27 protein-coding genes and 1 pseudogene are annotated in these 24283 nt (G+C 52.5%); 10 read left to right on the top strand and 18 right to left on the bottom strand.

Annotation, left to right across the window (positions count from 1 at the left end; all coding sequences use genetic code 11):
• Positions 1-42: 42 nt before the first annotated feature.
• Positions 43-606 (bottom strand): NADPH-dependent FMN reductase, encoded by a 564-nt coding sequence (locus HMPREF2891_RS06780; protein ID WP_070620969.1) that lies wholly within the window; start codon positions 604-606, stop codon positions 43-45.
• Between the two features lie 209 nt (positions 607-815).
• Here HMPREF2891_RS06780 and HMPREF2891_RS06775 point away from each other — a divergent pair, with 209 nt between their 5' ends.
• The gene (locus HMPREF2891_RS06775; RefSeq protein ID WP_052038924.1) at positions 816-2069 is read left to right on the top strand and encodes a hypothetical protein; all 1254 of its coding nucleotides are present in this window, start codon (positions 816-818) and stop codon (positions 2067-2069) included.
• 46 nt (positions 2070-2115) lie between these two features.
• Here HMPREF2891_RS06775 and HMPREF2891_RS06770 read toward each other — a convergent pair whose 3' ends face one another.
• The 4 genes from HMPREF2891_RS06770 to HMPREF2891_RS06755 form a co-directional block, all read right to left on the bottom strand.
• Entirely contained in the window at positions 2116-2694 is a 579-nt protein-coding gene (locus HMPREF2891_RS06770) for a class I SAM-dependent methyltransferase (protein WP_070620973.1), read from the bottom strand.
• Between the two features lie 246 nt (positions 2695-2940).
• Positions 2941-3627, bottom strand: a complete 687-nt coding sequence (locus HMPREF2891_RS06765; protein ID WP_070620975.1) for an ABC transporter ATP-binding protein — start codon at positions 3625-3627, stop codon at positions 2941-2943.
• 11 nt (positions 3628-3638) lie between these two features.
• Complete coding sequence (locus HMPREF2891_RS06760) at positions 3639-4859, bottom strand: ABC transporter permease (RefSeq protein ID WP_034509276.1); 1221 nt, start codon at positions 4857-4859, stop codon at positions 3639-3641.
• Positions 4860-4903: 44 nt separating this feature from the next.
• Positions 4904-5311, bottom strand: a complete 408-nt coding sequence (locus tag HMPREF2891_RS06755; RefSeq protein ID WP_034509278.1) for a DUF4418 family protein — start codon at positions 5309-5311, stop codon at positions 4904-4906.
• Positions 5312-5747: 436 nt separating this feature from the next.
• Between HMPREF2891_RS06755 and HMPREF2891_RS09555 the strand changes: the two genes are divergently transcribed.
• Entirely contained in the window at positions 5748-5987 is a 240-nt protein-coding gene (locus HMPREF2891_RS09555) for a hypothetical protein (protein WP_148131736.1), read from the top strand.
• Between the two features lie 7 nt (positions 5988-5994).
• On the opposite strand, the gene HMPREF2891_RS06750 is transcribed toward HMPREF2891_RS09555, so the two are convergent.
• From HMPREF2891_RS06750 to HMPREF2891_RS06715, 8 genes are all read right to left on the bottom strand, one after another.
• On the bottom strand, positions 5995-6981 hold the full coding sequence (locus tag HMPREF2891_RS06750; RefSeq protein WP_070664634.1) for an FAD:protein FMN transferase: 987 nt from the start codon (positions 6979-6981) through the stop codon (positions 5995-5997).
• A 48-nt stretch (positions 6982-7029) separates the two neighbouring features.
• Entirely contained in the window at positions 7030-7437 is a 408-nt protein-coding gene (locus HMPREF2891_RS06745; RefSeq protein WP_230205928.1) for an FMN-binding protein, read from the bottom strand.
• Positions 7438-7533: 96 nt separating this feature from the next.
• Positions 7534-8247 carry an ABC transporter ATP-binding protein gene (locus tag HMPREF2891_RS06740; protein WP_016444852.1) on the bottom strand — a complete coding sequence of 238 codons (714 nt, stop codon included), beginning with the start codon at positions 8245-8247 and terminating at the stop codon, positions 7534-7536.
• Positions 8247-9377 (bottom strand): ABC transporter permease, encoded by a 1131-nt coding sequence (locus HMPREF2891_RS06735; RefSeq protein ID WP_083311290.1) that lies wholly within the window; start codon positions 9375-9377, stop codon positions 8247-8249. The genes HMPREF2891_RS06740 and HMPREF2891_RS06735 overlap by 1 nt, the downstream gene beginning before the upstream one ends.
• A gap of 2 nt (positions 9378-9379) precedes the next feature.
• Positions 9380-10654, bottom strand: coding sequence for an ABC transporter permease (locus HMPREF2891_RS06730; RefSeq protein ID WP_016444850.1), 1275 nt, complete (start codon positions 10652-10654; stop codon positions 9380-9382).
• 1 nt (position 10655) lies between these two features.
• A complete protein-coding gene (locus HMPREF2891_RS06725) occupies positions 10656-11918 on the bottom strand; it encodes a DUF2318 domain-containing protein (protein WP_034509282.1) in 1263 nt (420 codons plus the stop codon).
• Positions 11919-12040: 122 nt separating this feature from the next.
• Positions 12041-12694, bottom strand: a complete 654-nt coding sequence (locus tag HMPREF2891_RS06720; RefSeq protein WP_186822309.1) for an iron transporter — start codon at positions 12692-12694, stop codon at positions 12041-12043.
• 72 nt (positions 12695-12766) lie between these two features.
• Entirely contained in the window at positions 12767-14401 is a 1635-nt protein-coding gene (locus HMPREF2891_RS06715) for an FTR1 family iron permease (protein ID WP_062614283.1), read from the bottom strand.
• A 384-nt stretch (positions 14402-14785) separates the two neighbouring features.
• Here HMPREF2891_RS06715 and HMPREF2891_RS09980 point away from each other — a divergent pair, with 384 nt between their 5' ends.
• The 3 genes and pseudogenes from HMPREF2891_RS09980 (at position 14786) to HMPREF2891_RS06710 (ending at position 15713) form a co-directional block, all read left to right on the top strand.
• Positions 14786-14941, top strand: coding sequence for a DNA methyltransferase (locus HMPREF2891_RS09980; RefSeq protein ID WP_410002359.1), 156 nt, complete (start codon positions 14786-14788; stop codon positions 14939-14941).
• 230 nt (positions 14942-15171) lie between these two features.
• A pseudogene (locus tag HMPREF2891_RS09975) lies at positions 15172-15363 on the top strand (type IIL restriction-modification enzyme MmeI); the annotation flags it as partial.
• A gap of 221 nt (positions 15364-15584) precedes the next feature.
• Complete coding sequence (locus tag HMPREF2891_RS06710) at positions 15585-15713, top strand: monooxygenase (protein WP_005293248.1); 129 nt, start codon at positions 15585-15587, stop codon at positions 15711-15713.
• Between the two features lie 43 nt (positions 15714-15756).
• Here HMPREF2891_RS06710 and HMPREF2891_RS06705 read toward each other — a convergent pair whose 3' ends face one another.
• Complete coding sequence (locus tag HMPREF2891_RS06705) at positions 15757-16146, bottom strand: heavy metal-responsive transcriptional regulator (RefSeq protein ID WP_005290994.1); 390 nt, start codon at positions 16144-16146, stop codon at positions 15757-15759.
• Positions 16147-16244: 98 nt separating this feature from the next.
• Between HMPREF2891_RS06705 and merA the strand changes: the two genes are divergently transcribed.
• The 4 genes from merA (at position 16245) to HMPREF2891_RS09780 (ending at position 19170) form a co-directional block, all read left to right on the top strand.
• Positions 16245-17666 carry a mercury(II) reductase gene (merA, locus tag HMPREF2891_RS06700; RefSeq protein ID WP_070664633.1) on the top strand — a complete coding sequence of 474 codons (1422 nt, stop codon included), beginning with the start codon at positions 16245-16247 and terminating at the stop codon, positions 17664-17666.
• Complete coding sequence (locus HMPREF2891_RS06695) at positions 17663-18013, top strand: hypothetical protein (protein ID WP_005293255.1); 351 nt, start codon at positions 17663-17665, stop codon at positions 18011-18013. Before merA ends, HMPREF2891_RS06695 begins: the two co-directional genes overlap by 4 nt.
• Positions 18014-18205: 192 nt before the next feature.
• The gene (locus HMPREF2891_RS06690) at positions 18206-18475 is read left to right on the top strand and encodes a peptide chain release factor 1 (RefSeq protein ID WP_070568680.1); all 270 of its coding nucleotides are present in this window, start codon (positions 18206-18208) and stop codon (positions 18473-18475) included.
• A 371-nt stretch (positions 18476-18846) separates the two neighbouring features.
• Positions 18847-19170 (top strand): type IIL restriction-modification enzyme MmeI, encoded by a 324-nt coding sequence (locus tag HMPREF2891_RS09780; RefSeq protein ID WP_049189366.1) that lies wholly within the window; start codon positions 18847-18849, stop codon positions 19168-19170.
• 219 nt (positions 19171-19389) lie between these two features.
• Here the strand turns inward: HMPREF2891_RS09780 and erm are convergent, their stop codons facing one another.
• The 3 genes from erm to ychF all read right to left on the bottom strand — a co-directional run bounded on the left by erm (position 19390) and on the right by ychF (position 22001).
• The gene (gene erm, locus HMPREF2891_RS06680) at positions 19390-20244 is read right to left on the bottom strand and encodes a 23S ribosomal RNA methyltransferase Erm (RefSeq protein ID WP_070429178.1); all 855 of its coding nucleotides are present in this window, start codon (positions 20242-20244) and stop codon (positions 19390-19392) included.
• 153 nt (positions 20245-20397) lie between these two features.
• The gene (locus HMPREF2891_RS09775; protein ID WP_223845690.1) at positions 20398-20841 is read right to left on the bottom strand and encodes a recombinase family protein; all 444 of its coding nucleotides are present in this window, start codon (positions 20839-20841) and stop codon (positions 20398-20400) included.
• 74 nt (positions 20842-20915) lie between these two features.
• Entirely contained in the window at positions 20916-22001 is a 1086-nt protein-coding gene (ychF, locus tag HMPREF2891_RS06675; RefSeq protein ID WP_070664632.1) for a redox-regulated ATPase YchF, read from the bottom strand.
• 88 nt (positions 22002-22089) lie between these two features.
• On the opposite strand from ychF, the gene HMPREF2891_RS06670 reads away from it, so the two are divergent.
• Positions 22090-23130 carry a DNA recombination protein RmuC gene (locus tag HMPREF2891_RS06670; protein ID WP_070664630.1) on the top strand — a complete coding sequence of 347 codons (1041 nt, stop codon included), beginning with the start codon at positions 22090-22092 and terminating at the stop codon, positions 23128-23130.
• Between the two features lie 15 nt (positions 23131-23145).
• Here HMPREF2891_RS06670 and HMPREF2891_RS06665 read toward each other — a convergent pair whose 3' ends face one another.
• A complete protein-coding gene (locus HMPREF2891_RS06665; RefSeq protein ID WP_070664628.1) occupies positions 23146-24162 on the bottom strand; it encodes a 4-hydroxy-3-methylbut-2-enyl diphosphate reductase in 1017 nt (338 codons plus the stop codon).
• Positions 24163-24283: the final 121 nt, after the last annotated feature.

Genomic DNA, 24283 nt, shown 5'->3' with positions numbered 1-24283 from the left:
CGCTTCGTCCTCGGACACGAAATGGATGGGCCGTATCAGGTTTTAGCGTAGCGAGGCGAGTGCGCGTTCCATCTTGGCCAGCTCATCCAGAGCGGGCGCCACAGATCCGGCGATAATCTCATTTGGCGCAAACTTGCCGTCCACAATATGTGCGCCAATCATCGGGATCATAACCTGCTCGGTGATTGGTACCATTTTCAGTGCCGAAAGCACTGGCTTCAACTGCTGCACAGCACGGAGGCCAGCGGAGATACCGCCGTATGAAACAAAGCTGACCGGCTTGTACGCCCACTCTTTAAATAGATAGTCAATCGCGTTCTTAAGCGGCGCCGGGTAGCCGTGATCGTACTCCGGAAGAACAAAAACGAATGCATCCGAGCGTTCCACGATCTTTGCCCAACGCTTAGTGTGTTCGTGCTGGTAGGCCTGCATTATGGGGTGATTCGGCTCGTCCATTAGAGGCAGGTTCAGCTCTGCCAGGTCGGTAACCTCAACCTCAAATGCGCCGTGTTTACGCGCCTCCTCCGCAAACCATTCGGCCACGATTGGGCTCACTCGACTGGGGCGAACACTTGAAACAACAACCTGCAATACGGGCTTAGACATTCCTGTTCCTCTCAAAACGAATGCGGTTCTGTTCAAATTTAAACTAACTCTCTCGAAGTGGCATCACGAGTCCAGGCGACAGTAGCACTCCCAACACAACCATGCTCATTTCACATCTCACGACCGGGGTGTGAAAGTTAATGCACGTTCCAGCTTTCTCGACCCAAATATCTCTCTTTAAGGCATAGCTTTTCGGTAGAGTCTTGGCTATGACGAGTTCCGGATCACAAATCGAATTCTTCTCTGATGGCGAAGGCCTCATTATCTTCAGTCAGGATGAGGATTTAGAAGAGTTCGATAACTGTGATGGGTTTTCCGTTTCAAAGGTTTCTCCCCAAGTCCTATTTCGCGCTCAGAATGTTTTCTCCACATTCAGCGAATTTCAAGTGCGCTCAAGCCGCTACGTGAAACTCAGCCCGGAGTCAGCGAAGCTTATGAGGCAACGCGTCACCAAAGGGCCCGTGAGAGGAGCGTTTCGGCGCGGTGATTTCAATCTTGTCGGAAACCCGGGTCAGTTTTTTCGACAAATTGAGATACGGAGTACTGGCACCTTGGCCCCGGCATTCGCGACTGCGGGAGCTAGCCTAATCGCACAAGCAGCTATCGAAGCAGCGATAGCTGAAATCAAGGATTATCTCGAGACCATCGACGCAAAGCTCGACGCGCTTCTGCGACAGAGCAAAGTGGAGTCTTTGGGAGAACTCGAAGGCATCTCGAATGCTCTCAAAGAAGTTGAAGATTACTACCGAACAAATAACAGTGTTTCAGCAACCAAATGGTTAACGATCAGTCACCTAGGCGCCTCCCTCCACACCATGGAAACTACCGCGCTTGAGCAGATATCGAGTTTGGTGGAACAACTGGCGGCAAGCCAAGGTAACTCGAAGAAAACAGCCGAATCCTTCCAGAGCCTAGATGAGAACCTTTCATTCTGGCTCGGTAATCTTGGCTGGAGTATTTGGCTACATGACCGGTTTTATGTCTTGGAGATCGCACACGCACAAGAATTGGAACCCGACCACTTCGACGGCTACCACGCTTCAATCCAAAGAACACGTCAGGAAAGAATCGAATCTGTAGCCTGTCGGTTACTGAGAATGAACGATTCTATTCGTGCCACTGCGAACTTGGGGAACAGTGTTTGGGCCACGCATTACCAACGAGCTAGAAAGATAATCGAAGCAGCTAACAGGGCAGAAAGCTCAATTCAGCGTTTTGCCCTTCACGTTAATCTCAGCTTTGAAGAAAAAAGCGAACTTCAAATACGGGGGTGGAAAGAGTCTGTATCGGGTTTTGTAGGCGACTCTGTACAAGCAGTCAACCAAAGCCGCCAGAGAGGTGTGGAGCAGATACAAAAGACTGGTGAACGGTTGCGCACGTACCGCGAGGATAGGACTCTGGCGAAGGCGGACAAGATTAGGGCTCGGCGAAATGCGAATAATAACCCGCCAGATTCCCCTTGATTTGCACCGTTGTCGGTGCTTACTGTCTACTGGCCGCTTTTCTTGGTTACACGAGTTTTCGGGCGCGTACCAGTTCGTCATAGGGGTGCTTTGAGTTTGCGCCTCGTTCAATGACTTCGTATTTCTCGATCGTCCACTTTGGCGACAGATTTTCGAGGACTTCGCGCGCGCTCATAACCTTCGAAAAGTCCGGGCCGTGTCCGCGTGGCTTATCCGGGTCAGGCATGTGGTGCACAAACAGGAGGGTTCCGCCTGGTTTCACGAGCGCACAAACATGATCGAAGAAGTCGGAGCTCTTCTGAATCACGGGGTAGAAGGCACTGACTAGGTCATATTCCCCACTAACTTCGCGAACGTCAGCGACAATCCAGCGCACATTCACTGAGGCCTTGTGAGCCGCAGTCTCGGCTCGGTCTATAGCAATCTGTGAAATGTCTACGGCACTCACCTGCCAGCCTTGCTGGGCCAGCCAGATCGCGTCTGCCCCCTCGCCCGCCCCAACATCGAGGACGGTACCTGGCTTCATGTCTTCAATTTCTCTGCGTAGGAGAGCGTTGACTTTACCGCTCCACAGGCGCTCTTCCGAGGCGTAACGTGCATTCCATTCCTGCGCTTCAGTACTCACGCGAATAAGGTTATCGAAATCCGCACCCTATAGCGCTAGCCAGCACCCTAAATAAAATTCAACGCGAAATAACGTTAGATATAGATGCTGATGAAAATGCCGTAATAACCCAAGTTATCAAGGGATGCGAAAACAAAACTCCACTTATATTCACCGACACCGAAGGCAAGGTGCAATTATTCCAGTCGAAAGTGTCGGATACGTGCAGTGCAATTCAGGGAACACTAGACGCGTCGGATTTGGATTCTATTTCAGCACGCCTTTGGTTATCGTGTATATCTGATCGGCAAAGCTAGATGTGTCCGAATCGTGTGTAACCACTATCACCGCGGCACCGTCATCAGTAGCTGATCGCAACAAATTCATTACCAATCCGGTAGACTCCTCATCTAGATCTCCCGTGGGCTCGTCTGCTATGACCACCTCAGGTATGTTTATCAATGTGCGCGCAATTATTACACGGCGCGTCTCACCCCCAGATAGTTCCCGCGGGTAAACCTCGCTTAGGCCCTCAATTTGCAAAGCTTTCATTAGTGATTCAGCCCGCGCATTGACGTCGTAAGGTTTTTCTATACCCCGTTCTTTAGCGATCAACGCCGGTAACAAAATATTTTCACGAACGTTAAGACTAGCGATAAGAGTTTCCTGTTGCGTAGCATATCCAATTCTGCTGCCACGCAAAGTCGAAAGCTCAGAATCATCCAAGTCGCCTAAAAGCTGGCCGCATATGCGAACCTGCCCTCTAGTTGGTTGCAACAATCCAGCAAGCATATTAAGCAAGGTGCTCTTCCCGTTGCCGGATCTGCCCTGAATCATTACCATCTGCCCGCTACTAACCTGTAAATTTGCCTCTTCCACAGCGTTAAAATAGCTTCCACGCCGGTAAAACTCGCGGGTTAATCCACTGGCTTGCACAACGACAGAATTCGCCATTTTCCCTCCCTTTACCTTGCCGCACGCAAAGTCAAATAAGTCTCATTTTTCAAGGTTTTACCAGCAGCTATTATCGCTGCGAGTATAGAAATGAGGAGGGCTCCGATTACACAGCAAGCAACTATTACAGACGCTGTTGCAAAACTTATATCAACATAGGGAAGCTCCAACTTGGCACGTATAAGATTGGCAAAGGGATACATTATTACCTCCCCTAATACGCCACCAATCAATCCACCACCCAAGCCGATGAAAAAGCACTCTTTCCCTAGCATAAACATGAGGTTCTTACGAGTCGCTCCCATTATTCGTAATGATGCCAATTCCTTTTTACGTTCACCTACGGATGTGGCCACAACTGCTACCAAAACTATCAGGCCAACCAACCAAAACATTGCAACTATCAACCAAATGTAACCGATTATAGTTATTGCATTAGCCTTTACCTGCGATGCCATTCCCGCAGAGGAAACTACACCCACATGTTGCATTTTATTGGCCAAAGCATCCCCTACGGCTTCTGCCGGATAGTTCGGATCAACTTTTACCAAGATAGACGAAATTGCTCTACCGTTTGGAGGGTTGTGAATATACTCCACTTGCGAAGAATATTTAAACATTTTCTCCACTGTGTTTTGATTTACGAACACAACGGTGTCATACGAAGTTCCTGTGCGCGCTAACTTAGCAGCAACATGCCAAAACTCATTAAAAAGACGCACCTGCCCATTTGGGTCAGCAAACACGTCAGCGCCTACTATAACTTCGTCATCTTTAAGCTCACCAGCATACTCACTGGCTATCCACGGTTGCACTACAAAGTCGGTTTTTGGGTTGAATCCAATGATCTGTACATCCACCGCGCAACAGCCAGCATCAAGTGAGGTCAAGTAGGTTTCAGGGGTTGCAGCTTTAACTCCCTCTACCTTACGTACCTCTTCCAATATAGAGTCATCGTTAAAATAAAATTTTTCTTTGGACTTACCAAGTAGAAAGCTTTCGGCTGCCTGCTGGTGTTCGTTTGGAAACACAATCAGATCAGCCCCCATGCGTTCCTCCATAGCAGAAAACCCTCGGCTAAGAGCTAATGACATGAAGGTACCGGAGAAAAAAATAACACTTAAAACAATTACTGTGATTGAAAGACCTAACGTGCGTCCCGAGTAATATTTAAGATTTTCCTGTGGAAGCTTTCGTAGCCCGACACCTACCGACGAACTTTTTCCTGCCATGGAACAACCCTTCTTGAGTGCCTATTTACAGTGTTTACGCACTTTTATTTCGCGATCTTTTCACTACGGCAGTCAAACCATATAGCCACAAGCGCACACAGCAACGCCAAAACGCTCACTATTACGAGAGTTGGCAACATTACCTGCCTGCAATGCATGGTTGGCATATCACATACGCCTATGAGCAACGTAACCACTAATATTTCCAATACCGCAGTGGCTGCTACTGAGATATTTAGGCCAATGCGTGTTGGAGCCTTTACTAAGAAGTTAATAAGACCCAGTACGGCTATCATGGCGCCAATACCGAGCGAGGCTTTAGCACTCCAGTGACAAGCCATCATCGGATGGTCACCATGAATTGGACAAGGCTGAGCGATTGTCATAGGCGCTATCGCTATCATCGTTCCAAAAAGAACTGCTGGGATTCCAGCTATATATTTGTTTTTCATGTGTCTCTTACTTCTACTTCAGTGTCGATTAGAACGCATTGTGCGAGTCTAAGGCTTCACCCGTCGCGAGCCAAGGCTATAATAACCTGTTAGGTAAGCCTTACCAATGTCTTTAAGGTGTTTGGTGCGAATCTAAATGATCATAAAAATAGCTTTCCCCTGCAAACAAACACATCACACACCAGCTCGCCCCCAGCAAGCTACGCTTTTCACTTCACACACGATACTGTAAAGACCACTTAACCATTTGAGGATTAAAATCCCATGCTGGTTACTTACCTCGCGCTTTGCTCACCAACACTGCTCGTATTGTAGGATGATTTTAGGGATGCCTGGTCGTCAAGTTTATGCAAAAGGGTTTTCACGATCGGCTTGCGGGTGCTTTTAATCTGGCGCACCCTGGAGTGTCCTAAGTTTTTAGGTCCAGGTGACTTGAGTGTGGTCCATTGATACCCCGCCACTAGGTGGGGAGAATGGAGCAATGGTGAAAAAGTCCAGTAAACACGCGCCCGAACAAATTATTCGCAAGCTCGACAAAGCGCGAGAGTTGAGGGAATCAGGATCGACGACAGCTCAGACTTCAATCTTCTTGTGCGATGCAAATTCGGAATATGCCAGCCTATCTAATACCGCTGTATTTAACAGTGTTTTAAATCAGCATTACACCCAAAACTAAAAGCTTTTTATTGAGTCCTAACTCGCTGTGCTTCCAGCCACTGCTGCACTCCCGGATGAGCAGTAATCTGCAAATTAGGACTAGCTAGCACCCGACCATCTGCCGTGAAAAAAACCGTGTCTATGTGCTGTTGAGTCGCATCCAAATCCATAGCTCTTTCCAAACCCAACACTAAGAACGCGGTTGCCCAAGCCTCACACTCCATACCATCAGCCGTACAAACTAAAACGGCAACAAGGTCCGTAGATGCCGGTTTTCCAGTACTTGGATCTAAAACATGGCTAACGCGCTTACCCGAACCTATTCGCGTAGCTGTATCAGCACTAACAGAAAGCGCCGGATGAGTAAGCAACAAGTGCCCAAACTCTTCTAATCCCTCCCAAGGGCTTTGCAGGCCAACGCATACTGGGTCACCCGCAATCGAAATAGAGGAGGAACCAAATGACACCACCACGTTTTTCCCCCCCTTAGAAACTACCAAATCACGCACCTGATCTGCCGCATACCCCTTGGCGATACCTCCAAAATCAATTATGGAATCACTAAGCTCAAATTCTCTATTCGCCCTTTCAGCCACCAATTTTTTCCAAACATGCATTTGACGGCCCAAAAACGGGTAAAATGCGCCTTGAGTCAAATTCGCGAATTTTACGGATGCTTCCATGACTCGTGCCAGATCGGAAGAAAACCGATTTGCTTGCAATATATCTTCCAATCGGAAAAGTAATTCAGCTCCAGCATCATGATTTTCCAAACCAACTTCCGCGCTCTCTGCCAAGCTGTAAACGTTGGAAGAATGAAAGAGGGAGCTTCTGAATTTTTTCAAAATATCTTCCGAACCAGCATTTAAAATACGGCTAAGTGCGACCACCTGCGAAGTTTGCTTAAATATGCTAAGCCTATTTTCTAGTTCCCTAACTCGTTGACGAATAAGACGCTGAATTTCTTCAACATTCCCCGCCGGTTCCCAAGTGGCGCACACCAACGTACCCATAGCGGGAAAGCTACATGAACCATGCCCGATCACTCAGATTACCGGGTCTTACTTTTCGGCGCCAGCGTTAAGCACGGCGTCTTCAACCGCCTGCATGAATAATCTGTGTGAAAGAGATCCACCAGCGATGCGCTCAACCTGATTTTGATCCGACGTCTCCTGGAACTTTTGCACATAGCTATTTTCGTGCTTTATCGCGTCTTGCGCTCTTTGATAAAAAATCGGATCATGTGCTTTGCCATCGGTTCCCAAACCATAATCTTCATCATGGGGCGTACCATCAGCATCCTTTACTAAAAAGTTTGCCTTAGTGACTTTTCCTCCACTAATTGTGAAATTCACTGTGCCGTAAGAACCATCAGCTTCTTTTTGTGAAACTCCTTCATATTCCCCATCTGGCAAAGTGTTTGCAGCCGGCACATCGGCCGAGCATCCGCCAAGTACTGCAACTCCCACAATCGCTGCTATAGCTAACAATCGGGAACTTCCCATAAGGCCCTCCAAGTTTTCTAACTTTTAAATATTTGGCATTTTGTGATTATTCGGCTCCTGTTAATAAGTTTCACCGAAACGTAATTCTTTTATAGGAGAATCGGCCAGATCGGTAACCTCTTGGGCAATTCGCCCGTGCTCTAAAATTATTTGTCGCTGCCCTTGTGCAGCCACTTCGGCATCATGCGTTACCACTACCAAAGTTGTTCCCTCTTCATGCAGGCGATGAAAGAAATCTATAACTATTTTTTCATTAGTCTCATCTAAATTTCCGGTGGGTTCATCAGCGAGTATCACGGCCGGACGATTTATCAAAGCTCTGGCCACACAAACACGCTGTTGCTCCCCTCCAGAAAGCTCATGAGGTAGATGCGTAGCTCTGTCTTTCATCCCCACCTGTTCCAGTGCTTCAAGCGCTTCCTGCTCATCAGGAACCGAATGATAGTACTGCGCCAACATCACGTTTTCCACAGCGGTTAGGTGTTTAACAAGATGGAACTGTTGGAACACTAGGCCGATTTTATGACGGCGCACATCTGCCAGCTCCACCTCGCCCATTTTATCTAGGCGGTCGCCTTCTAAAAGAACCTCACCCGAAGTGGGGGAATCCAAACAACCCAAAATATTCATCAGGGTCGATTTCCCCGAACCAGATGGGCCCACTATGGAAAGCCATTGACCACGCGGAATTTCCAAGCTCACGTTGTCGAGTGCCGCAAGATCGCCGTAGTGCCGACTAGCCGAGCGTACTGAATATATAGAATCTGCGGGCATTATTCTCCCCCTAGAACTTGTGAAGGATCTATTTTGGTGATTCTGCGTGCTGGCATCAAACAGCCCAGCATCGCTATGACTATTGAAAATATGAGTGTTATTGGCACGACCCACCAATTTATATTCAGGTTTATGGCAAACACACGGCGTGATATTTCCGCTGCGATCCACACCCCTGTAGCTGCACCTAACGTCCCCCCGAATACTCCCAGCATAAGCGATTCTCCTACGAATTCGCGCATAACATCACCGGGCAGTGCACCAAGAGCCTTCTTCAATCCGATTTCCTTGGAGCGTTCCGAAATTATCGAATTAAGAGTTGTGGAAACCGCTATCAAGGTGAGCAGCGATATTATTGCCGAAACTATCCAAATTAAGGTACGCAAAGTGGTGGCGATTCCGGTTTCCGCCTCTGAAATACGGCGCACTACTTGAGCGTCAGCATTTTTTACTTTAGTGTTTATTTGTTTGGCGTATTGCGCAATTACTTTAGAGTCTGCATCTATTGAGTACTCGATGATGTCATAACCACGATCTCCTAAAAATTCACTTAGTGTTTTAGTGCTCATTACTATCTGCTCGTCTTCCGGCCCTCCGGTGTGAATAATTCCAGAAACCTTCATCTGTTTAGAGACCGCATTTTCAGACGTGGGTTGCATCAGACCAACCTCATCCCCAATTGAGAAACGATAACGCGTAGCCACATCTGCGCCCACCAAGAATTCATCATCATTAGCAGGCATTTTCCCATCTAAGTTCCAATATGGGCGGACACCTTGCACAGCGTCCAAATCCGTTGCCATTACCTGCAATGGCTGCTGATTGTATAGTAGGTTTCCATACTGGTATCCGGCGCGTTTAAGTACGCTGTTGCCAACTATGGAATCAGTTTCCTGCAATGTGCCATCCGTAAGGTTTTCTGAAGAATCAGGCAATACAACCATATTGGCACCAAACGCACGCAACTCCTTACTCATTTGGGCCGGAACAGTGAAGGCCACCAAACCCAATGCGGCCAAAGTTGTACCCCCCACCGCTATTGACAGGGAGGCAATGAAAACACGGGTAATCCGATTTAAAAACGCCTTCCAGATCATGCGCAAATACATCGCAGTATGCTTATTCTTCACGGTTACCTCCCGTGCAACACTTGGGCCGGCTGCACACGTACCAGTGAACGGATGGCAGGCAAAGATCCCAAAAGTACGGTTACAAACACAATTAACGCCATTAGAGGGGCCACAATTGGCCGCATAGCTATAGCGGATCCAAAAACAATGTGTCCGATTAGTTGAGCCAATCCGAAACCTAAAGCAAATCCAACAACTCCGCCAAACAACCCAACGATAAGAACCTCTGCCAACATGAGTCGAATAATTTCTCGGTTTCGTGCACCTATAGCCTTCATTAAACCAATTTCACGTGAACGCTCCATAACCGAAGCGAACACCAAATTCGCAATCCCTAAAGACGATCCAATCACTGCAAATAGGGCAACAAAAGCCATGATAAGCTCAGTTTTATTAAGGATCTCCCCCTCAGTATCTGCAACTTGACGTACGGGCTTAGCCACTGCGTTGGTCATAACTTCCTCTATCTGATAGGCAATAGAGGAAACATAGGCCGTGCAATACCATGTTTCCCACTCGTCCAAAGTGAGCAATGTAGGATCTTCAGCAGCTTTACGAGACAGATCATTATCCGGCGTAGTAATTGCGCGTACCTCTACCCGATCAACCTCATTATCCCGCCCGGTAAGCTGTTGAACCAGATCAAGATCTGCATATATTTGCGAATCTTCTGCATCTCCGCCCGTAAAAATTCCGGAAATAACCACATCGACAACATCACCGTTTTTATCACGAATTTGTAAAGTATCGTCAACTTTCCAATCATTCTTTGTGGCAATACGGGAACCCACTATTACCTCTTTAGGCGTCTTTCCCCAAGTTCCCTCCCATTTCCACCATTCCCGCATGCCGTCCATACCCGTCATAACCTTTTCTCCGGTTGGAATGGCGAGTTCTTTATCAAACCAGGTACCCCGCACCTGCTCTTCTTTACCGTCTACTTCAAGCTTTGTTTCCAAATAGGGAGTGAAGTTTTCAATATTGTACGTCCAAAATATGGTTTTCATATTCGGTAATTCATCTTCCCGCAGCGCGCCGCCGCCCTGCTCGGAAGAGTCAATATTGTACAAATCCGCGGCCATTGCCCTACCTTGGGGAAGAACCTGCAAATTAGAACCATAAGAGCTGAGTTCTTCTTGCACTTTATCTCCAACATCAAACATCACCGCCAGCATCGATGTTGTAAGGGAAGCACCCAACATTACTGTCACAGCTATCATCAGGCGTTTAACTGCCTGCCTACGCAACGCGCGGGCTATCATAATCCAGAAAAACATATCAGCTAAACACCTTCTCGTGGCTTTCTAACTCTTCAGCGAAAAACTTTAAGCGAGTATCTTCCACCTCATATTTGATTGGGATCGGGTTGCAACCGCCGGGGAATCCAATGGTTTGCACGTTCATCATCACGTCACACTTAGAACAAATTATTTTTCCCTTATCTTCGTAATATCCCGAATCTCCGCAAATTTCACAGGCATCTAAACCTACGCCAAAAGCGACCTCATTTTTACGCACCACCAAAAATCTAACTTCCACTCCGTTTGCTGTTTTGTACCCAAAACGATGTAGGTGACCATCAGAAACCAGCAGACGATCCACGTATACAAAATCGCCTTCCAAGGTCGTGGCTTCCAAATCTGTTAGTTCAGGAACATACTCTGAGCGTCTCTTTCCATCCGTCAACGACCAGGCAAACGCAATTGCAAGGACCGAAGATAAACCAAAAAATTGACGGCGGCTTATGGTGTCTGCTTTTTGTAAACGGCGCTCTGCAGGATTATGTGGAGGTTTTTTAACCTGCGTCCACAGCGCTATAAAACCAGGGAAAGCAATTAGAAACACTAGTATCAGCTGAGTCATCGCCTCATTGCGTTGAATCCACAAAACTATGTCAAATAGGCCGGGGAAAGACGGCACTATCCGCCTCGTAGCGAACTGTTGATACAGCAAAATCATGCGGGGCAGTATCATCGCCATGAAAACTACCGAAGTGACTAGGGTGCGCACCCACCAAGGAACTTTTTTCGCACATTGGACATATCCCCAACAGGCAACCACCGCCAAAATTGTTCCTAAAGAAAACCCGGCCAAACGTAAAAGGGAGGCGGTTTCAAAAACTGATCCACCCGTGTGCACAATCGAATCGGTGGAATAAAAATATGGAACCGCATAGTAAAGAGCAGAGGTACATATAGCCAATATCGCGGTTACGGTCAGCCCCCGGTGGCGCATTCCCTGGTTTATATCATGCAAATCCCTATCGCCAAACAACCAAAGCATTACCAAAAACGCGAACATGGTAATAAACAGCGCGATTCCCGCCCAGGCGGTAAAAACAGGAATATCAACGTGCGGGGTGTTCAACCGCAACCATGTGAAAACACCCGCGCCCAAAAGGCCAATAGCGGTTGAAGCAAAAGTTAGTTTGGCAACCGTTTGTCGCTCCATAGGTGCATGAGCTCGGCTGGCTACCAAAATACTCACCGCTAGACACAAAGGAAGCGCCGTTTGAATTGAAACAATGAACAATTCCAACATGTAAATCCCTGCAAAAAGTTAAAAATAGCTACTAGATTATTTAGTTAAAATAACCGATCATGAAACTGTACATAAGTGTGAGAGCTCGGCGGCAATGCCCCGAGCTCTCACACGCGGTTAGCTTAAAGCAGCTGGCCGTCCCACTTCCAGTTTTCGAAAGTGAACTTCAGTGGCTCGGTCCAGAAACGCCCGTCAACAGCGGAGGTATCTTTTCCAGTGTGCAGCATGAACTTGTCAGCAGGTGAAGGAATCTCAACTTCAACACGGTACTCGCCCGGTTCCAGCTTGATGTTATTTCCGTAGTGCGGGCCGTCAGAAGCCACCATGGGCATCATCGTCCCTAAATCCTTGACCAAGCCACCCGTGGCCTGATCATAAATTTTCACGTTTATCTCCAAGTAAGGCATGAACTGATCGGCTTCATAACCGATTTCAGCAGCCTTCTCATTGGTAGCAACGTCAACTTCGAAGTGCATGTCAGATTCGGAAGCCGGCGGTACTAGCACCGAGCCTTGCTCCATGTCGATTGCCTGGAAGTAAACCAAATCAACAGTTAACGGACCACTGGTCTGCGGGCCTGAATCGCCAACCGGAATTTCGTTAATTCCTACTGCCTGCCCTTTTTCAGCAGAGCTCGTCTTTTCGTCGGCGGTAGTCTGCACAGAAGTACCCTTTTCATCCTTGGGCTTGTCACCAGAATCATTCGAGCAACCAGCAAGACTCAAGGTAAGCGCGAATGCCGCTCCAAGAGCAACCATTGCTTTCTTGATCTTCATTTATTTTTCCTTTCGTGTTTCGGGATTTCCCGGCCAAAATTGGAGATGTTAGAACTGATGTAACGTTACTGACTAAACAGAAGTTGTATCTTTCACCGATCTTTGTTCGTTATTTGCTGCGCTAGCACAGCTCTCCCGTTTTGTGTTTTTGCTGATGCGATATTGCACAACAGCCAAAATTATGAGAATTACAACCACAATTGCCTGTGCCACCAAAGTCTGAACCGTTGGGTAAAGACCAAGCACAGCTATTTCCGGTACGCCCGGAACATCAGTTGTATGCAGCCAAGTTGCATCCTGGAACTCTTTAGCAGCGCCACCCGCAATGGTAACTGCCAACATGCCCAACAGAACCGAAGTCCACCGGAAGAACTTCCTGATTGGTAGACGAACTCCAAATACCCACACCAGTAGGAATAGGATTATCAAAATGACTAGTGCAACTCCCACCCCAAGCCAAATGAATGCGTAATCCGAACCGGAACGCGCCGCGGTGAGTATAGGAGAGAAGAACAATATGGTTTCCGCGCCCTCACGCAATACCGCCAGGAACGCAACCAAGGCTAGTCCGAATACGCCACCCGACTGAGTCTTAGATCCGGCAACAGATTGCATGTACTCATTCCATTTGGCCCCATGAGACTTGGAGAAGATCCAGTTGGAAACGTATATGAGCATCAGCACCGCAGCAATACCGGTAAAGCCCTCGATCAACTCTTGTGCCAACCCTGAAACGTTTGATGTGAGGCGAGCCAGCACTATAGCGATCATTACCGACAAAACGATGGCTGCGACCACGCCGACTATGATTCCAGCTACCTGATCCTTACGCTTTGCCTTCATAGCATAGGTAATAACAGCAGCCACAACCAGGAGGGCTTCAGCACCCTCACGCAGCAGAATTAGGAACGAGGCAAAGAATCCCTTCCACCCAAGTCCCTCATTGGAACCAGCCAGCTTGTCCAGCTCAGTGGCGTCCTCATTCACCATTGACTTTAAGTTTTCAGCTATCTTGACAACTTCATCGTGTGCCAATCCGCCACGAATTCCCTGACGCAGATCTCGGAATCCGTTTTCAACTTCAGAAACTCGCCCCTGCCCTATGTAGGAGATTGTTGCCTTCTCTAGCCCCTCGGCTTCATAGTGTTGTAAGTAGGCAGCGGTAGCGTGCTTGTAGCCCTTATCCACATCACCCGCGCCGTACTCTTTAACAGAGGTGTCAATATTTTCCACGATTGCTTGGGCTACCCTAGTCCACTGATCTGAAATAGTCTTAGTGGTGGCAAGTTCGGCAACGTCTTTATTTAGATGGTCAATGGCAGTTTTTACCGCTTGTTCGACCTCGTCTTGAGGTGCCCCCTCATTGGAAAGCGTGCGCACGTTTAGCAAAACTGCAACAAAGTCTTCTTGCCTATCCCGCCCGAGCCTGTGGCGAATTTGATCTTCAAGGCCGGAAACCTGGTAAATATCATAGTAAGCTTTTCTGATGGAGTGTTGAACTGCCTTAGAATCTCCCGAAGCATACTCGGCAGGAATACCCTCCAGGTACTCTTCCATTTTTGTTACTACCGGCTGCCAATCCTCTTCTTCTTGTGCATTCGCCGTAAGAGACGAAGAAAGAGCGAAGAACACTCCCACAAAGAGGAAAATCGCTAAAATCTTCGATATTCGCGCGCCCGATGCACTGCTAGGCGAAAACGCCATCATTCGCCCTCCAGCTTTTGTTAGCCTAACCTAATGACCAGTATGAGCATACGCGCTACCACTTTAATTGCGCAAGGCCGGCATGTTGAAAATAGGATCTTTGAGAACAAGTTCTCAAGGGATACTCCAAATGAACCGCGAGTTCAAGAAGCAGTTCGGCATCTCCATCCCCCTCATCCCCTTGAAAGAAACAGGTTAGATCCACGCTGGTAACGCCACGCGCCTAGACTGGGACGAGGCCTGCCCGAACAACGGCGAAGACGAGATCTACCTGATCAGCAACCCACCATATGTGGGATCGAGCATGCAGACCACAGAGCAGAAGGCGGATTACCCGGTGGTTTTCGGTAGCTCCAAGTACCCGAAGAAGCTCGACTACATTTCTCTCTGGTTTATCAAGGGCGCCGCTACATCTCCGGCACCCGTGCCGAGCTGGCCTTTGTTTCTACCAACTCCATTACCCAGGGCGAACACGTCGGTCTTCTGTCCCCCCCTGCTTCACGAACAAGACGTAGAGATCGGGTACGCCTATACCTCATTTAAATGGGGGAATAATGCCAAGTTCAACGCCGGCGTCACGGTTGTGGTTGTAAGCCTGCGTCCCATCTCCAATGCGCCCATATATTTCCATGAGGATATTCGCACAAACGTATCCCAAATAAATGGATACTTATTAGATGCACCGTGTGTATACGTTGGGCCTCGATCGCGCCCGTTGAGCTCAGAGCTACCAAAATAATAAAAGGCTCTCAGGCTACGTATGGGGGGGGAATCTCCTACTCACGGTGCCGGAGAAAGAGCACCTTAACGGCATTTCATCGCTAGCCTCGTCTTGGATCCGTAATTATGTGGGATCCGACGAGTTTATTAACGGTTCACAACGATACTGTCTTCGCGTTCCGGATGCAGACCTTGAGCGAGCGCAGGACACAAAAGGCGGCCTCGGAAGCCCGAAGCCGCCCTAAGCGAAAACCGGATTGAGTCCTAAACGTTGAACTTGAACTCCACGGTATGTCGTTGCAAAGTTACCCCCTCTCGTTAACACCATCAAAAGGAGTGTTATCCAATGAAAGCGTTCGGCTTCTTAAGCTTCGGGCATTACGCCTTCGACAGCTAGTGCGGGCCATCTGCGGAAAAGATCGCCAAGACTCGTCTGGAGATCACCCAGGCTGCGGACGAAATCGGCGTGAACAACGCGTCCTTCCGAGTCCACCACTTCGCGCTGCAGGCCTCCGCCCCGATGCCGCTGCTGTGTGCTATCGCGGCCACCACCAAAATCATCGAAGTGGGCACCGGCGGCATCGACATGCGCTAGCGCATATCGGGGTTGTAGCGTTTGAGTCATTGACTTCTGCCGTCTACAAGTACCTACACACTTGATCGGTGCTGCACGTTTCAGGATCCGGGTGCGCGGCGTCCTGGCTAAGGTCCGCGATAGTGTCGCGCAGCACGGAGAGCTGCGCGATCTGCTGCTCGATCTCAGCGAGGCGCACGTCAAGCAGGTCGCGCACGTGCTCGCAGGGCGCATGGCCGCCGTCGCGGATGTCGAGGATCTGGCGGATCTGGGCGAGAGTGAGACCCGCGGCCTGGCCGCGGTGGATGAAGTCGATCCGAGCGACCGTCTCGGGCGCGTAGTCGCGGTATCCGGACGGCGTGCGCTCGGTCGGGGGCAGAAGGCCCTGTTCCTCGTAGAAGCGAAGGGTCTTCGCGGTAGTGCCCGCCCTCTCGGCGAGTTCTCCGATCCACATTGCTGTCTCCCTCCGTGGCCGCGCTTGACCTTCCCCTGCACTGGAAGGTCCAGTATGGCTGAGACAGAGCAGAAAGCCAAGAGTTGACAGGAGTAGCGATGCCTACGAAGTACGATCTCGCCATCATCGGATCGGGAGGCGGCGCGTTCGCCGCTGCGATCCGCGCCAGCACGCTCGGGAAGTCGGTGGTGATGATCGAGCGCGGGACGCTCGGCGGCACCTGCGTGAACACGGGCTGCGTCCCGTCGAAGGCGCTCATTGCCGCGGCCGGCGCGCGGCACGTCGCGGTCGACGCCGCAACCCGGTTCCCCGGGATCGCGACGACGGCGGATCCCGTCGACATGCCCGCGCTGATCGCTGGGAAGCAAGCGTTGGTGGAGTCGCTGCGCGGCGAGAAATACGCCGACGTCGCCGACTCCTACGGCTGGCAGGTCCTCCGCGGCGACGCCTCGTTCGTGGGCACCCCTGATGCGCCGGTTCTCGATGTTGCCGGATCCGACGGAAGCGTCGAGACCATCGAGGCCCACCACTACCTGGTCGCGACTGGTTCTCGCCCGTGGGCACCGCCGATCGACGGCCTGAAGGAGACCGGATACCTGACCTCGACCACGGCGATGGAGCTGACGGAAGTTCCCGAGTCGCTGCTGGTGCTCGGCGGCGGCTACGTCGCCCTGGAGCAGGCGCAGCTGTTCGCCCGCCTCGGCTCGCAGGTCACGCTGCTCGTGCGGTCCCGGCTCGCCTCGAAGGAGGAGCCGGAGGTGTCGAAGGCGCTCCAGGAGGTGTTCGCCGACGGGGGCATCCGCGTCGTCAGCCGCGCAGTGCCCACCCGGGTCTCCCGCGGCACGGGAGGCGAGGCCGTCGTGACCGCCGCCTTGTCCGGCGGCTCGCAGGAGTTCCGCGCCGACCAGGTCCTGGTCGCCCTCGGACGCCGTCCCGTCACCGATGGCCTGAACCTCGATGCGGTCGGGGTGAATACCGGAGACTCCGGCGAGGTGGTCGTCTCCGACCGGCTACAGTCCTCGAACCCGCGGGTCTGGGCCGCGGGCGACGTGACCGGGCACCCCGAGTTCGTCTACGTCGCCGCCCACCACGGCACCCTCGTCGCCGAGAACGCGTTCGCCGACGCCGACCGGTCCGTCGACTACGCCCGCCTGCCGCGGGTGACGTTCACCGGGCCCGCGATCGGCGCGGTCGGGATGACCGAGAAGGACGTCCTCGCCGCGGGGATCCGCTGCGACTGCCGCGTCCTGCCCCTGGAGTATGTGCCCCGCGCCTTGGTGAACCGCGACACCCGCGGGTTCATCAAGATCGTCGTGAACGCCGAGACGAACGAGATCCTCGGCCTGACCGCCGTCGCCAAGGACGCCGGGGAGCTCGCCGCCGCAGGCGTCCACGTGCTCGGCAGGACCGTCGCCGAGGTCGCCAACGCCTGGGCCCCCTACCTGACCATGGCCGAGGGCATCCGGATCGCCGCGAAGGCCTTCACCACCGACCCGTCGCTGCTGTCGTGCTGCGCATGAACGGCAACGCAGGCAATCGGGGAGATCTCATCCTGAAGCAGACGATGAGCGCCGATCAGGACCGCGACGAATGGCGCGCCGGTCCCGTCGTCGCTGCAGTGACCGGGCTGCTCTTGCTGGCATGCTGCGCGCTTCCGTCGCTGCTCTGCTGCGGCCTGCCGTTCATCGCGGCGGGCGGAGCACTCGCAGGCGTCGGTGGGCTCCTCGGTAATCCCTGGATCATCGGTGCCGGGACCGCCGTCGTGATGGCCGTCATGGCGGGGATGCTCGTCAGGCTACGGCGGCGGCACCGGCGCCGCAGGTCCGGCTGCTGCGAAAATCCTTCGACCGCTGATCGGAACCGGTAGTTCGAGCGGATCCAGCGATCACTGCCACCTACGGAGGCCGCTGAAATCGAAGCCCGACGGGAGAAGGAGGAGCAAAAAGCGTTCGAATCAACCGGTGACGAGGATAATACTGAGGCTGGATCCCGGCCGTCGCGACGCGGTCTCCGCTTCCGCCGAGACGAGAAAGGGTTGTGGGCACCTAGGCTGGGCGGCATGAACGACCTGACCATAGCGCCCGGCCCGGGGATCCCCGACGGTGCGGTCATCGCCGCCGATCTCGCGGAGCGTTTCGCGAAATCGTCGACTCCAGGCGGCCAGGGCGTCAACACGACGGACGGCAAAGTCCAGCTTTCCATCGATGTCGCCGAATGCGCATCGCTTACCGACGCCCAGCGTCACCGTATCTCGCGCAACCTCGAGCACCGCCTAGACGGCTCCGTCTTTACCGTGACTGCGTCGACTCAGCGGTCTGTGTTTCGCTAGTGGTCCTCTCGCCTGCACCTGCGACACAGCCTCGTGCCCCCGGGCCGTAGCGTTCGGGGGAGCACAATAGCCCCAGTCCTCATCACGTCCCGGGATCAAAGAGTTCATCGCAGAGGTTAAGCACTACACGTTGAACTTGAACTCGACGGAGTGTCGGCGATAAATAACCATTTTATTCGCAAGTGCGGAAGTAGCAACGAAATACCGCTAAAACGGACAACATGGGGGTGCACAGAAATACATATAGGTTCTGCGGAAAACCTATAGGGATCGTCGCTATAAACCGCTGTGCGTGGAAAACACAAAGGGTTTACGGACCCGGTCCCAGCCCCCTCAATACTCTGAGCCGGGAGAATGGAAAATGGAAGTCGATGTATCCCCACTATTCATTTTTCCGTTCTTCGGAGTACACCGGGAGCTACTCCTTCGGACCAGCTCCGTGTGAACTAGATGAGAAAGCGCAGCAGCGAATCATCGACGCTGGACAGTTGGTACTGCGGGCCCGCGAGCGGCACCCCGAGGGGTCACTCGCGGAGCACTACAACCCGTTAGCGATGGACCAAACTCTGCTCAAGGCTCACGACGAAATGGACCGAGAAGTAAATAAAGCTTTCGGTGTGGCACGCAAACTCACCAACGAGCGCCAGCGCCAGGAGCTACTGTTCGCCAGCTACGGGGAGTTGTCGAGGGGCTAATCTCCTCGCTTCCATCAAAATCGAAACCACCAGCAGGGTCGTTCCCCGTGCGGGTAATTTTGATCGGCCCCGCTGCTGGGTATAGAACCCTGTCGCCGGCAACGCCGGGAACTATGACTGTGCCCGACGAGAACACGTCACTGTCATAACCCGGCTCACGGTAGACCAGCACTGGTCGTCCACTACTACTGGTGGATTTCGGTTTGGGTGGCGGGGAGATTAACGCCGCCGGCCTCGTTTTTTGCGTTGAGGAGGGCGTTGACTACTTCCCGATTGTGAAATTGGCCGATGGTGCGATGGAGAGGAACCAGTCACCTGAAAGAGATCGATCCAGTCGCTGGTGCGCAATCTGGGGGGTAGGGTTGCGGGGTCGATTCCTCGCGAGCGCAACCATGATTGTGTATCTGAACGTGATGAAAACAACCCTGCCCTTCGGAGAATTTCCCCTATCCCGCGTCCCCGGGCGGTGAAAACGGTGTGCACCATAGCCTGAAAGGCTTTGCGTTGCTCTATCGGGATCTTCGGGTCACCCACCCGGCGGATCACTAAGATCCCCCCGTCAACGTTAGGCTGTGGACGGAAAGCAGACCTTGGTACTCGGGAACCAAGGTGAAACGTGAACCATGGGGACCACTGAGCCGTCATCATCGTGCTTGCGCCTACCCCGGCCCGGCGGCGAGCGACTTCCCACTGCATGAGGAGTACAGCGTCAGTCCATGCCGGCGCATGCAACAACTTTCGAAGAATGGCAGTGGTGAGGTGAAAGGGAATGTTTCCCACAATGACGCAGGGAGTGGCGGGTAACGGGAAGTTAAGGAAATCATCATGGACCACTTCGACCGACGCCGAGGCGGTCTTTTTTGTGAGTTTGGCAGCTAGTTTTGCGTCTACCTCAACTGCCGTTATTGCCCTCCCCAAGCGGGATATCGGGTGAGTGAGGGCACCGCTTCCCGGCCCGATCTCGATGATGGGGCCGGTGGTTTGTTTTACAAGATCGACGATGGTGTTGATGATCTTTTGGTCTGTGAGAAAATTTTGGCCATGTTCGTGACGGCCGTATCCGTATGTAGACATCAGGTGTGCTCCGTGGAGTTGAAACGGAGCCGGGCATGGCAAATGGCCGCCCGGCTAAAGGACCGGAGCGGTTTTTGACCCGCGGGAGGGAGAAAACCGCCTTAGCGGTTGGTGAGCGGCCGCATGAAAACGGAACCTGAAATCAACATGGTTCTATCGTATCCAATTAATCTCACAGGGTGCAATACGGTGAGAAAGAAGACAACCGCACCGCAACAGTGCAAGACCTCTCTGGATTGGAATTTGTCCTACCTTCGGGGCGTCATACAGACGCCACTGGCGTATTTTGTCTCTGGGCAACGAGGGGGAGTTACCCCCACCTCCGAATGTTTTTAAGGTGCACCCCTGATTACGCTGGGGTGCGGGAGTAATTCTGTCCGACCGATCGGACTGTCCAGCGAGGTCCCAGCAGATGATCGCGTCGATTTCGCCGCGTTCGAGGGATGCCACCATGGCGTCGTAGTTGGGGCGAGCCACATTCTTCTTTGACGCGGAAATGGACTGATCGACGTCGTTATGTCCTATGTCCAACGTGCAAGCCACGCTGCTTTGCAATGACTTCACAGTCCTGAGGCTGCAGGTCGATGGTGCGGCCATCCACGTCAGCGTCTCGTGAGATACGACGGCAAATAGGAGCGCGTGTTGTCAAACGCTATTAATAAGGCCCTTAGCTACACGTTGTACTTAAATTCAACCACGTCGCCGTCTTGCATCACGTAGTCTTTGCCTTCCAAGCGTAGCAGGCCTTCAGCGCGGGCCTCCGCGATCGAGCCGGCCTTCACTAGGTCCGCGAACGAGACGACCTCGGCCTTAATAAAGCCGCGCTCAAAGTCCGTGTGAATCACGCCAGCAGCCTGGGGCGCCGTCCAGCCTTTGCGGATCGTCCACGCCCGAGCTTCCTTCGGGCCAGCTGTCAAATAGGTTTGCAAACCAAGCGTGTCAAAACCAACCCGCGCAAGCTTATCCAAGCCAGATTCTTCCTGACCAACCTCGCCAAGCATCTCGCGAGCCTCGTCCTCGTCAAGCTCCACCAGCTCCGACTCAAACTGGGCATCCAAGAACACGGCCTCCGCCGGAGCAACAAGTTCGCGCAACTCCGCCATTTTCGCCTCGTCCTCAAGGCCCTCGCTGTCCATGTTAAATACATAGATAAAAGGCTTCGCAGTCATCAGCTGGAACGACTTAACGATGGCCGGGTCAAGGCCAGCAGCCTTCATACCTGCGGAGATGAGTGTGCCTCGCTCCAGCATTTCGAGACACGCCTGCGCGGTAGACAAGTACTCCGGCTCAATGCGCTTGCCCCGCACTTCTTTTTCAAGCTTCGGTAGCTGACGTTCAAGGGTTTGCATGTCGGCAAGCATGAGCTCAGTTGAGACCGTCTCGATATCGTCCTTGGGCGACACTTTACCGTCTACGTGGACAACATCAGGATCGGCAAACGCGCGCGTTACCTGACAGATCGCGTCGGCCTCACGAATATTAGCGAGGAACTGGTTGCCCAAGCCCTCACCTTCGGAAGCACCCCGCACAATCCCCGCAATATCAACGAAAGACACAGTCGCATTAATGATCTTTTCGGACCCGAAAATGCCGGCAAGCTCTTTCAACCGTTCATCCGGGAGTGGAACCACACCAATATTCGGCTCAATCGTTGCGAATGGGTAGTTCGCTGCTAGAACGGTTGCGCGAGTGAGCGCGTTGAACAACGTCGACTTCCCAACGTTTGGAAGTCCTGCAATACCAATAGTCAAAGCCACGCCTATAGTTTAGGCCACGGGCGTTGATTAAAAAATTGCGAGGCAGGACGTCCAAAATTTTGTCCGCCCCATCCGGTCTAATAGAACCATGACAACAATTGGCTGGATCATTTCTTTAATACTGCTGGTAGTCGGACTCGTTAGCGGATACTTTGCGGGCCGGTACGCCCAGCCGCGCCCGAGCACCCCCGAGAACGAGGGCGTAGCGCGTGACGCTTTGGCTTACCAGATTTCTAAAGAGCTAGCACCGCTAAATCAGGCACTACATGCCATTGATGCGCGAGTTGGGCAAATGGATGCGGCGCAAAAGCATCAACTCGACTGGGTCATCTCCGAACTTGGTCTCAGCCAGAAAACCGGGCGCGAGGTTCTTGCCGCCACACAAAAGCTCGATACAGCGCTAAGGTCCTCTCCCACTCGCGGATCTTGGGGTGAGCTCTCCTTGCGCCGCGTGCTTGAAATGTCGGGCCTGACTAACCGCATTGACTTCCTCGAGCAAATGCAGGTTGGCCCGGCGCGGCCAGACGTCGTAGTGAACCTGCCGGGCGAGGGTGCTCTCGTAATCGACGCGAAAGTTCCCCTGGACGCCTACCTGAAAGCCATTGACGAGGAAGATTCGAGCGCTTTAAGAGCACATGCCAGCGCGGTGCGCTCCCACGTGAACCAGCTGGCAAACCGGCGCTACAGCGAGGTCATTGCTGGCTCTTTGGACCTAGTGGTCCTATACATGCCCTCTGAAGCGCTCATCTCTGCATCACTCGAAGCTGACCCTGCCCTTTTTGACGACGCCCTTCACAAAGGCATCATTGTCGCTGGCCCCTCCGCCCTCCACACGCTACTGCGAGTGGTTGGATACTCGTGGGCAAAAGATTCCCTAGAGCAGGATGCGCGCGACATCCTTGAGCTTGGACGCACCCTCACCGAACGCATAAATGTGCTTGGTGAACACCTCGGGAAACTGGGCAGTTCCCTTCAATCCGCAGTTGAGAACTACAACCGGACCATTGGATCGTTCGAGAGCCGATTGGGAGTAACAGCAATCAACATCGCCAGCCTAGAGCGCTCCATCAAGCCTGCTCCTCGCCCCATAGACAAGGCCGCGAGAAGCCTGTCCTCATCCCAAGAATAACGGCGGGTAGCCGCGTCAGCAGGTGTGGTCCGGGCCCGGCGTGCGCCTACCCGTTGCATCCTCCGCGTCAGCACCCTCGCGTTTAAGCGCCTGCCGCAGGTTGCGCGGAAGTGCGAAGGTGATCGTCTCCGTGCGCGTACGGACTTCCTCAGCCTCGCCAAACCCAAGTGACTGTAACCGCTCAATCACTTCGCGTACCAAAATGTCCGGCACCGAAGCACCCGATGTAATACCAACCGTTTCAACGCCTTCCAGCCACGCCAGATCCAGTTCGGCGGCCTCATCGATCCGGTAGGCCGACTTCGCTCCCGCATCCAGTGCCACCTCAACCAAACGCACCGAATTCGAAGAATTTGCCGAGCCCACCACAATCATCAAATCAGCCTGTGGCGCGATAGTCTTTACAACCTCTTGCCGGTTCTGCGTTGCATAACAAATGTCATCCGACGGCGGGTCCATCAAAACCGGGAAGCGCTCGCGCAGCCTGCGCACCGTCTCCATCGTCTCATCGACCGAAAGCGTGGTTTGAGACAGCCACACCACCTTGTTCGGGTCACGCACCGTCACGTTATCCACTTCATCCGGCGTGCCCACAATCTGAATGTGATCCGGAGCCTCACCGTACGTGCCCTCAACTTCCTCGTGCCCCTCGTGGCCAACAAGAATGATGTCGTAATCCTGCTTCGCGAAGCGCACAGCCTCCTTATGCACCTTCGTGACCAGCGGACACGTCGCATCAATCGTGGAAAGCCTGCGCTGCGCTGCCTCTTCATGCACCTGCGGGGACACGCCGTGCGCGGAAAACACCACGCGCGCCCCCTCGGGCACCTCATGTGTTTCTTCCACAAAAATCGCGCCGCGACGAGACAGGGTCTCTACCACGTAGCGGTTATGCACAATTTCTTTACGCACGTAGATCGGCGGACCGTACAAGTCCAAAGCCTTCTCCACCGCATCTACCGCACGGTCCACGCCCGCGCAGTATCCGCGCGGGGAGGCCAACAAAATTCTTTTACCGAATACGTCACTCACGCCTCTAAGATAGCCGCAAACTGGCGAACTTGCCGCCCGTAACAAACTGAAACAATTTATGTCCCACGTGTTTCGTAAACTAGAAGGCAACAACACGACATGGCGCTGGTGGGCGCTCACA

The organism is Actinomyces sp. HMSC065F11 (genome assembly GCF_001813085.1).
Classification (GTDB): domain Bacteria; phylum Actinomycetota; class Actinomycetes; order Actinomycetales; family Actinomycetaceae; genus Gleimia; species Gleimia europaea.
Note: the sequence above shows the minus strand (reverse complement) of the source record. Positions and strands in the feature narration are given on the sequence as shown.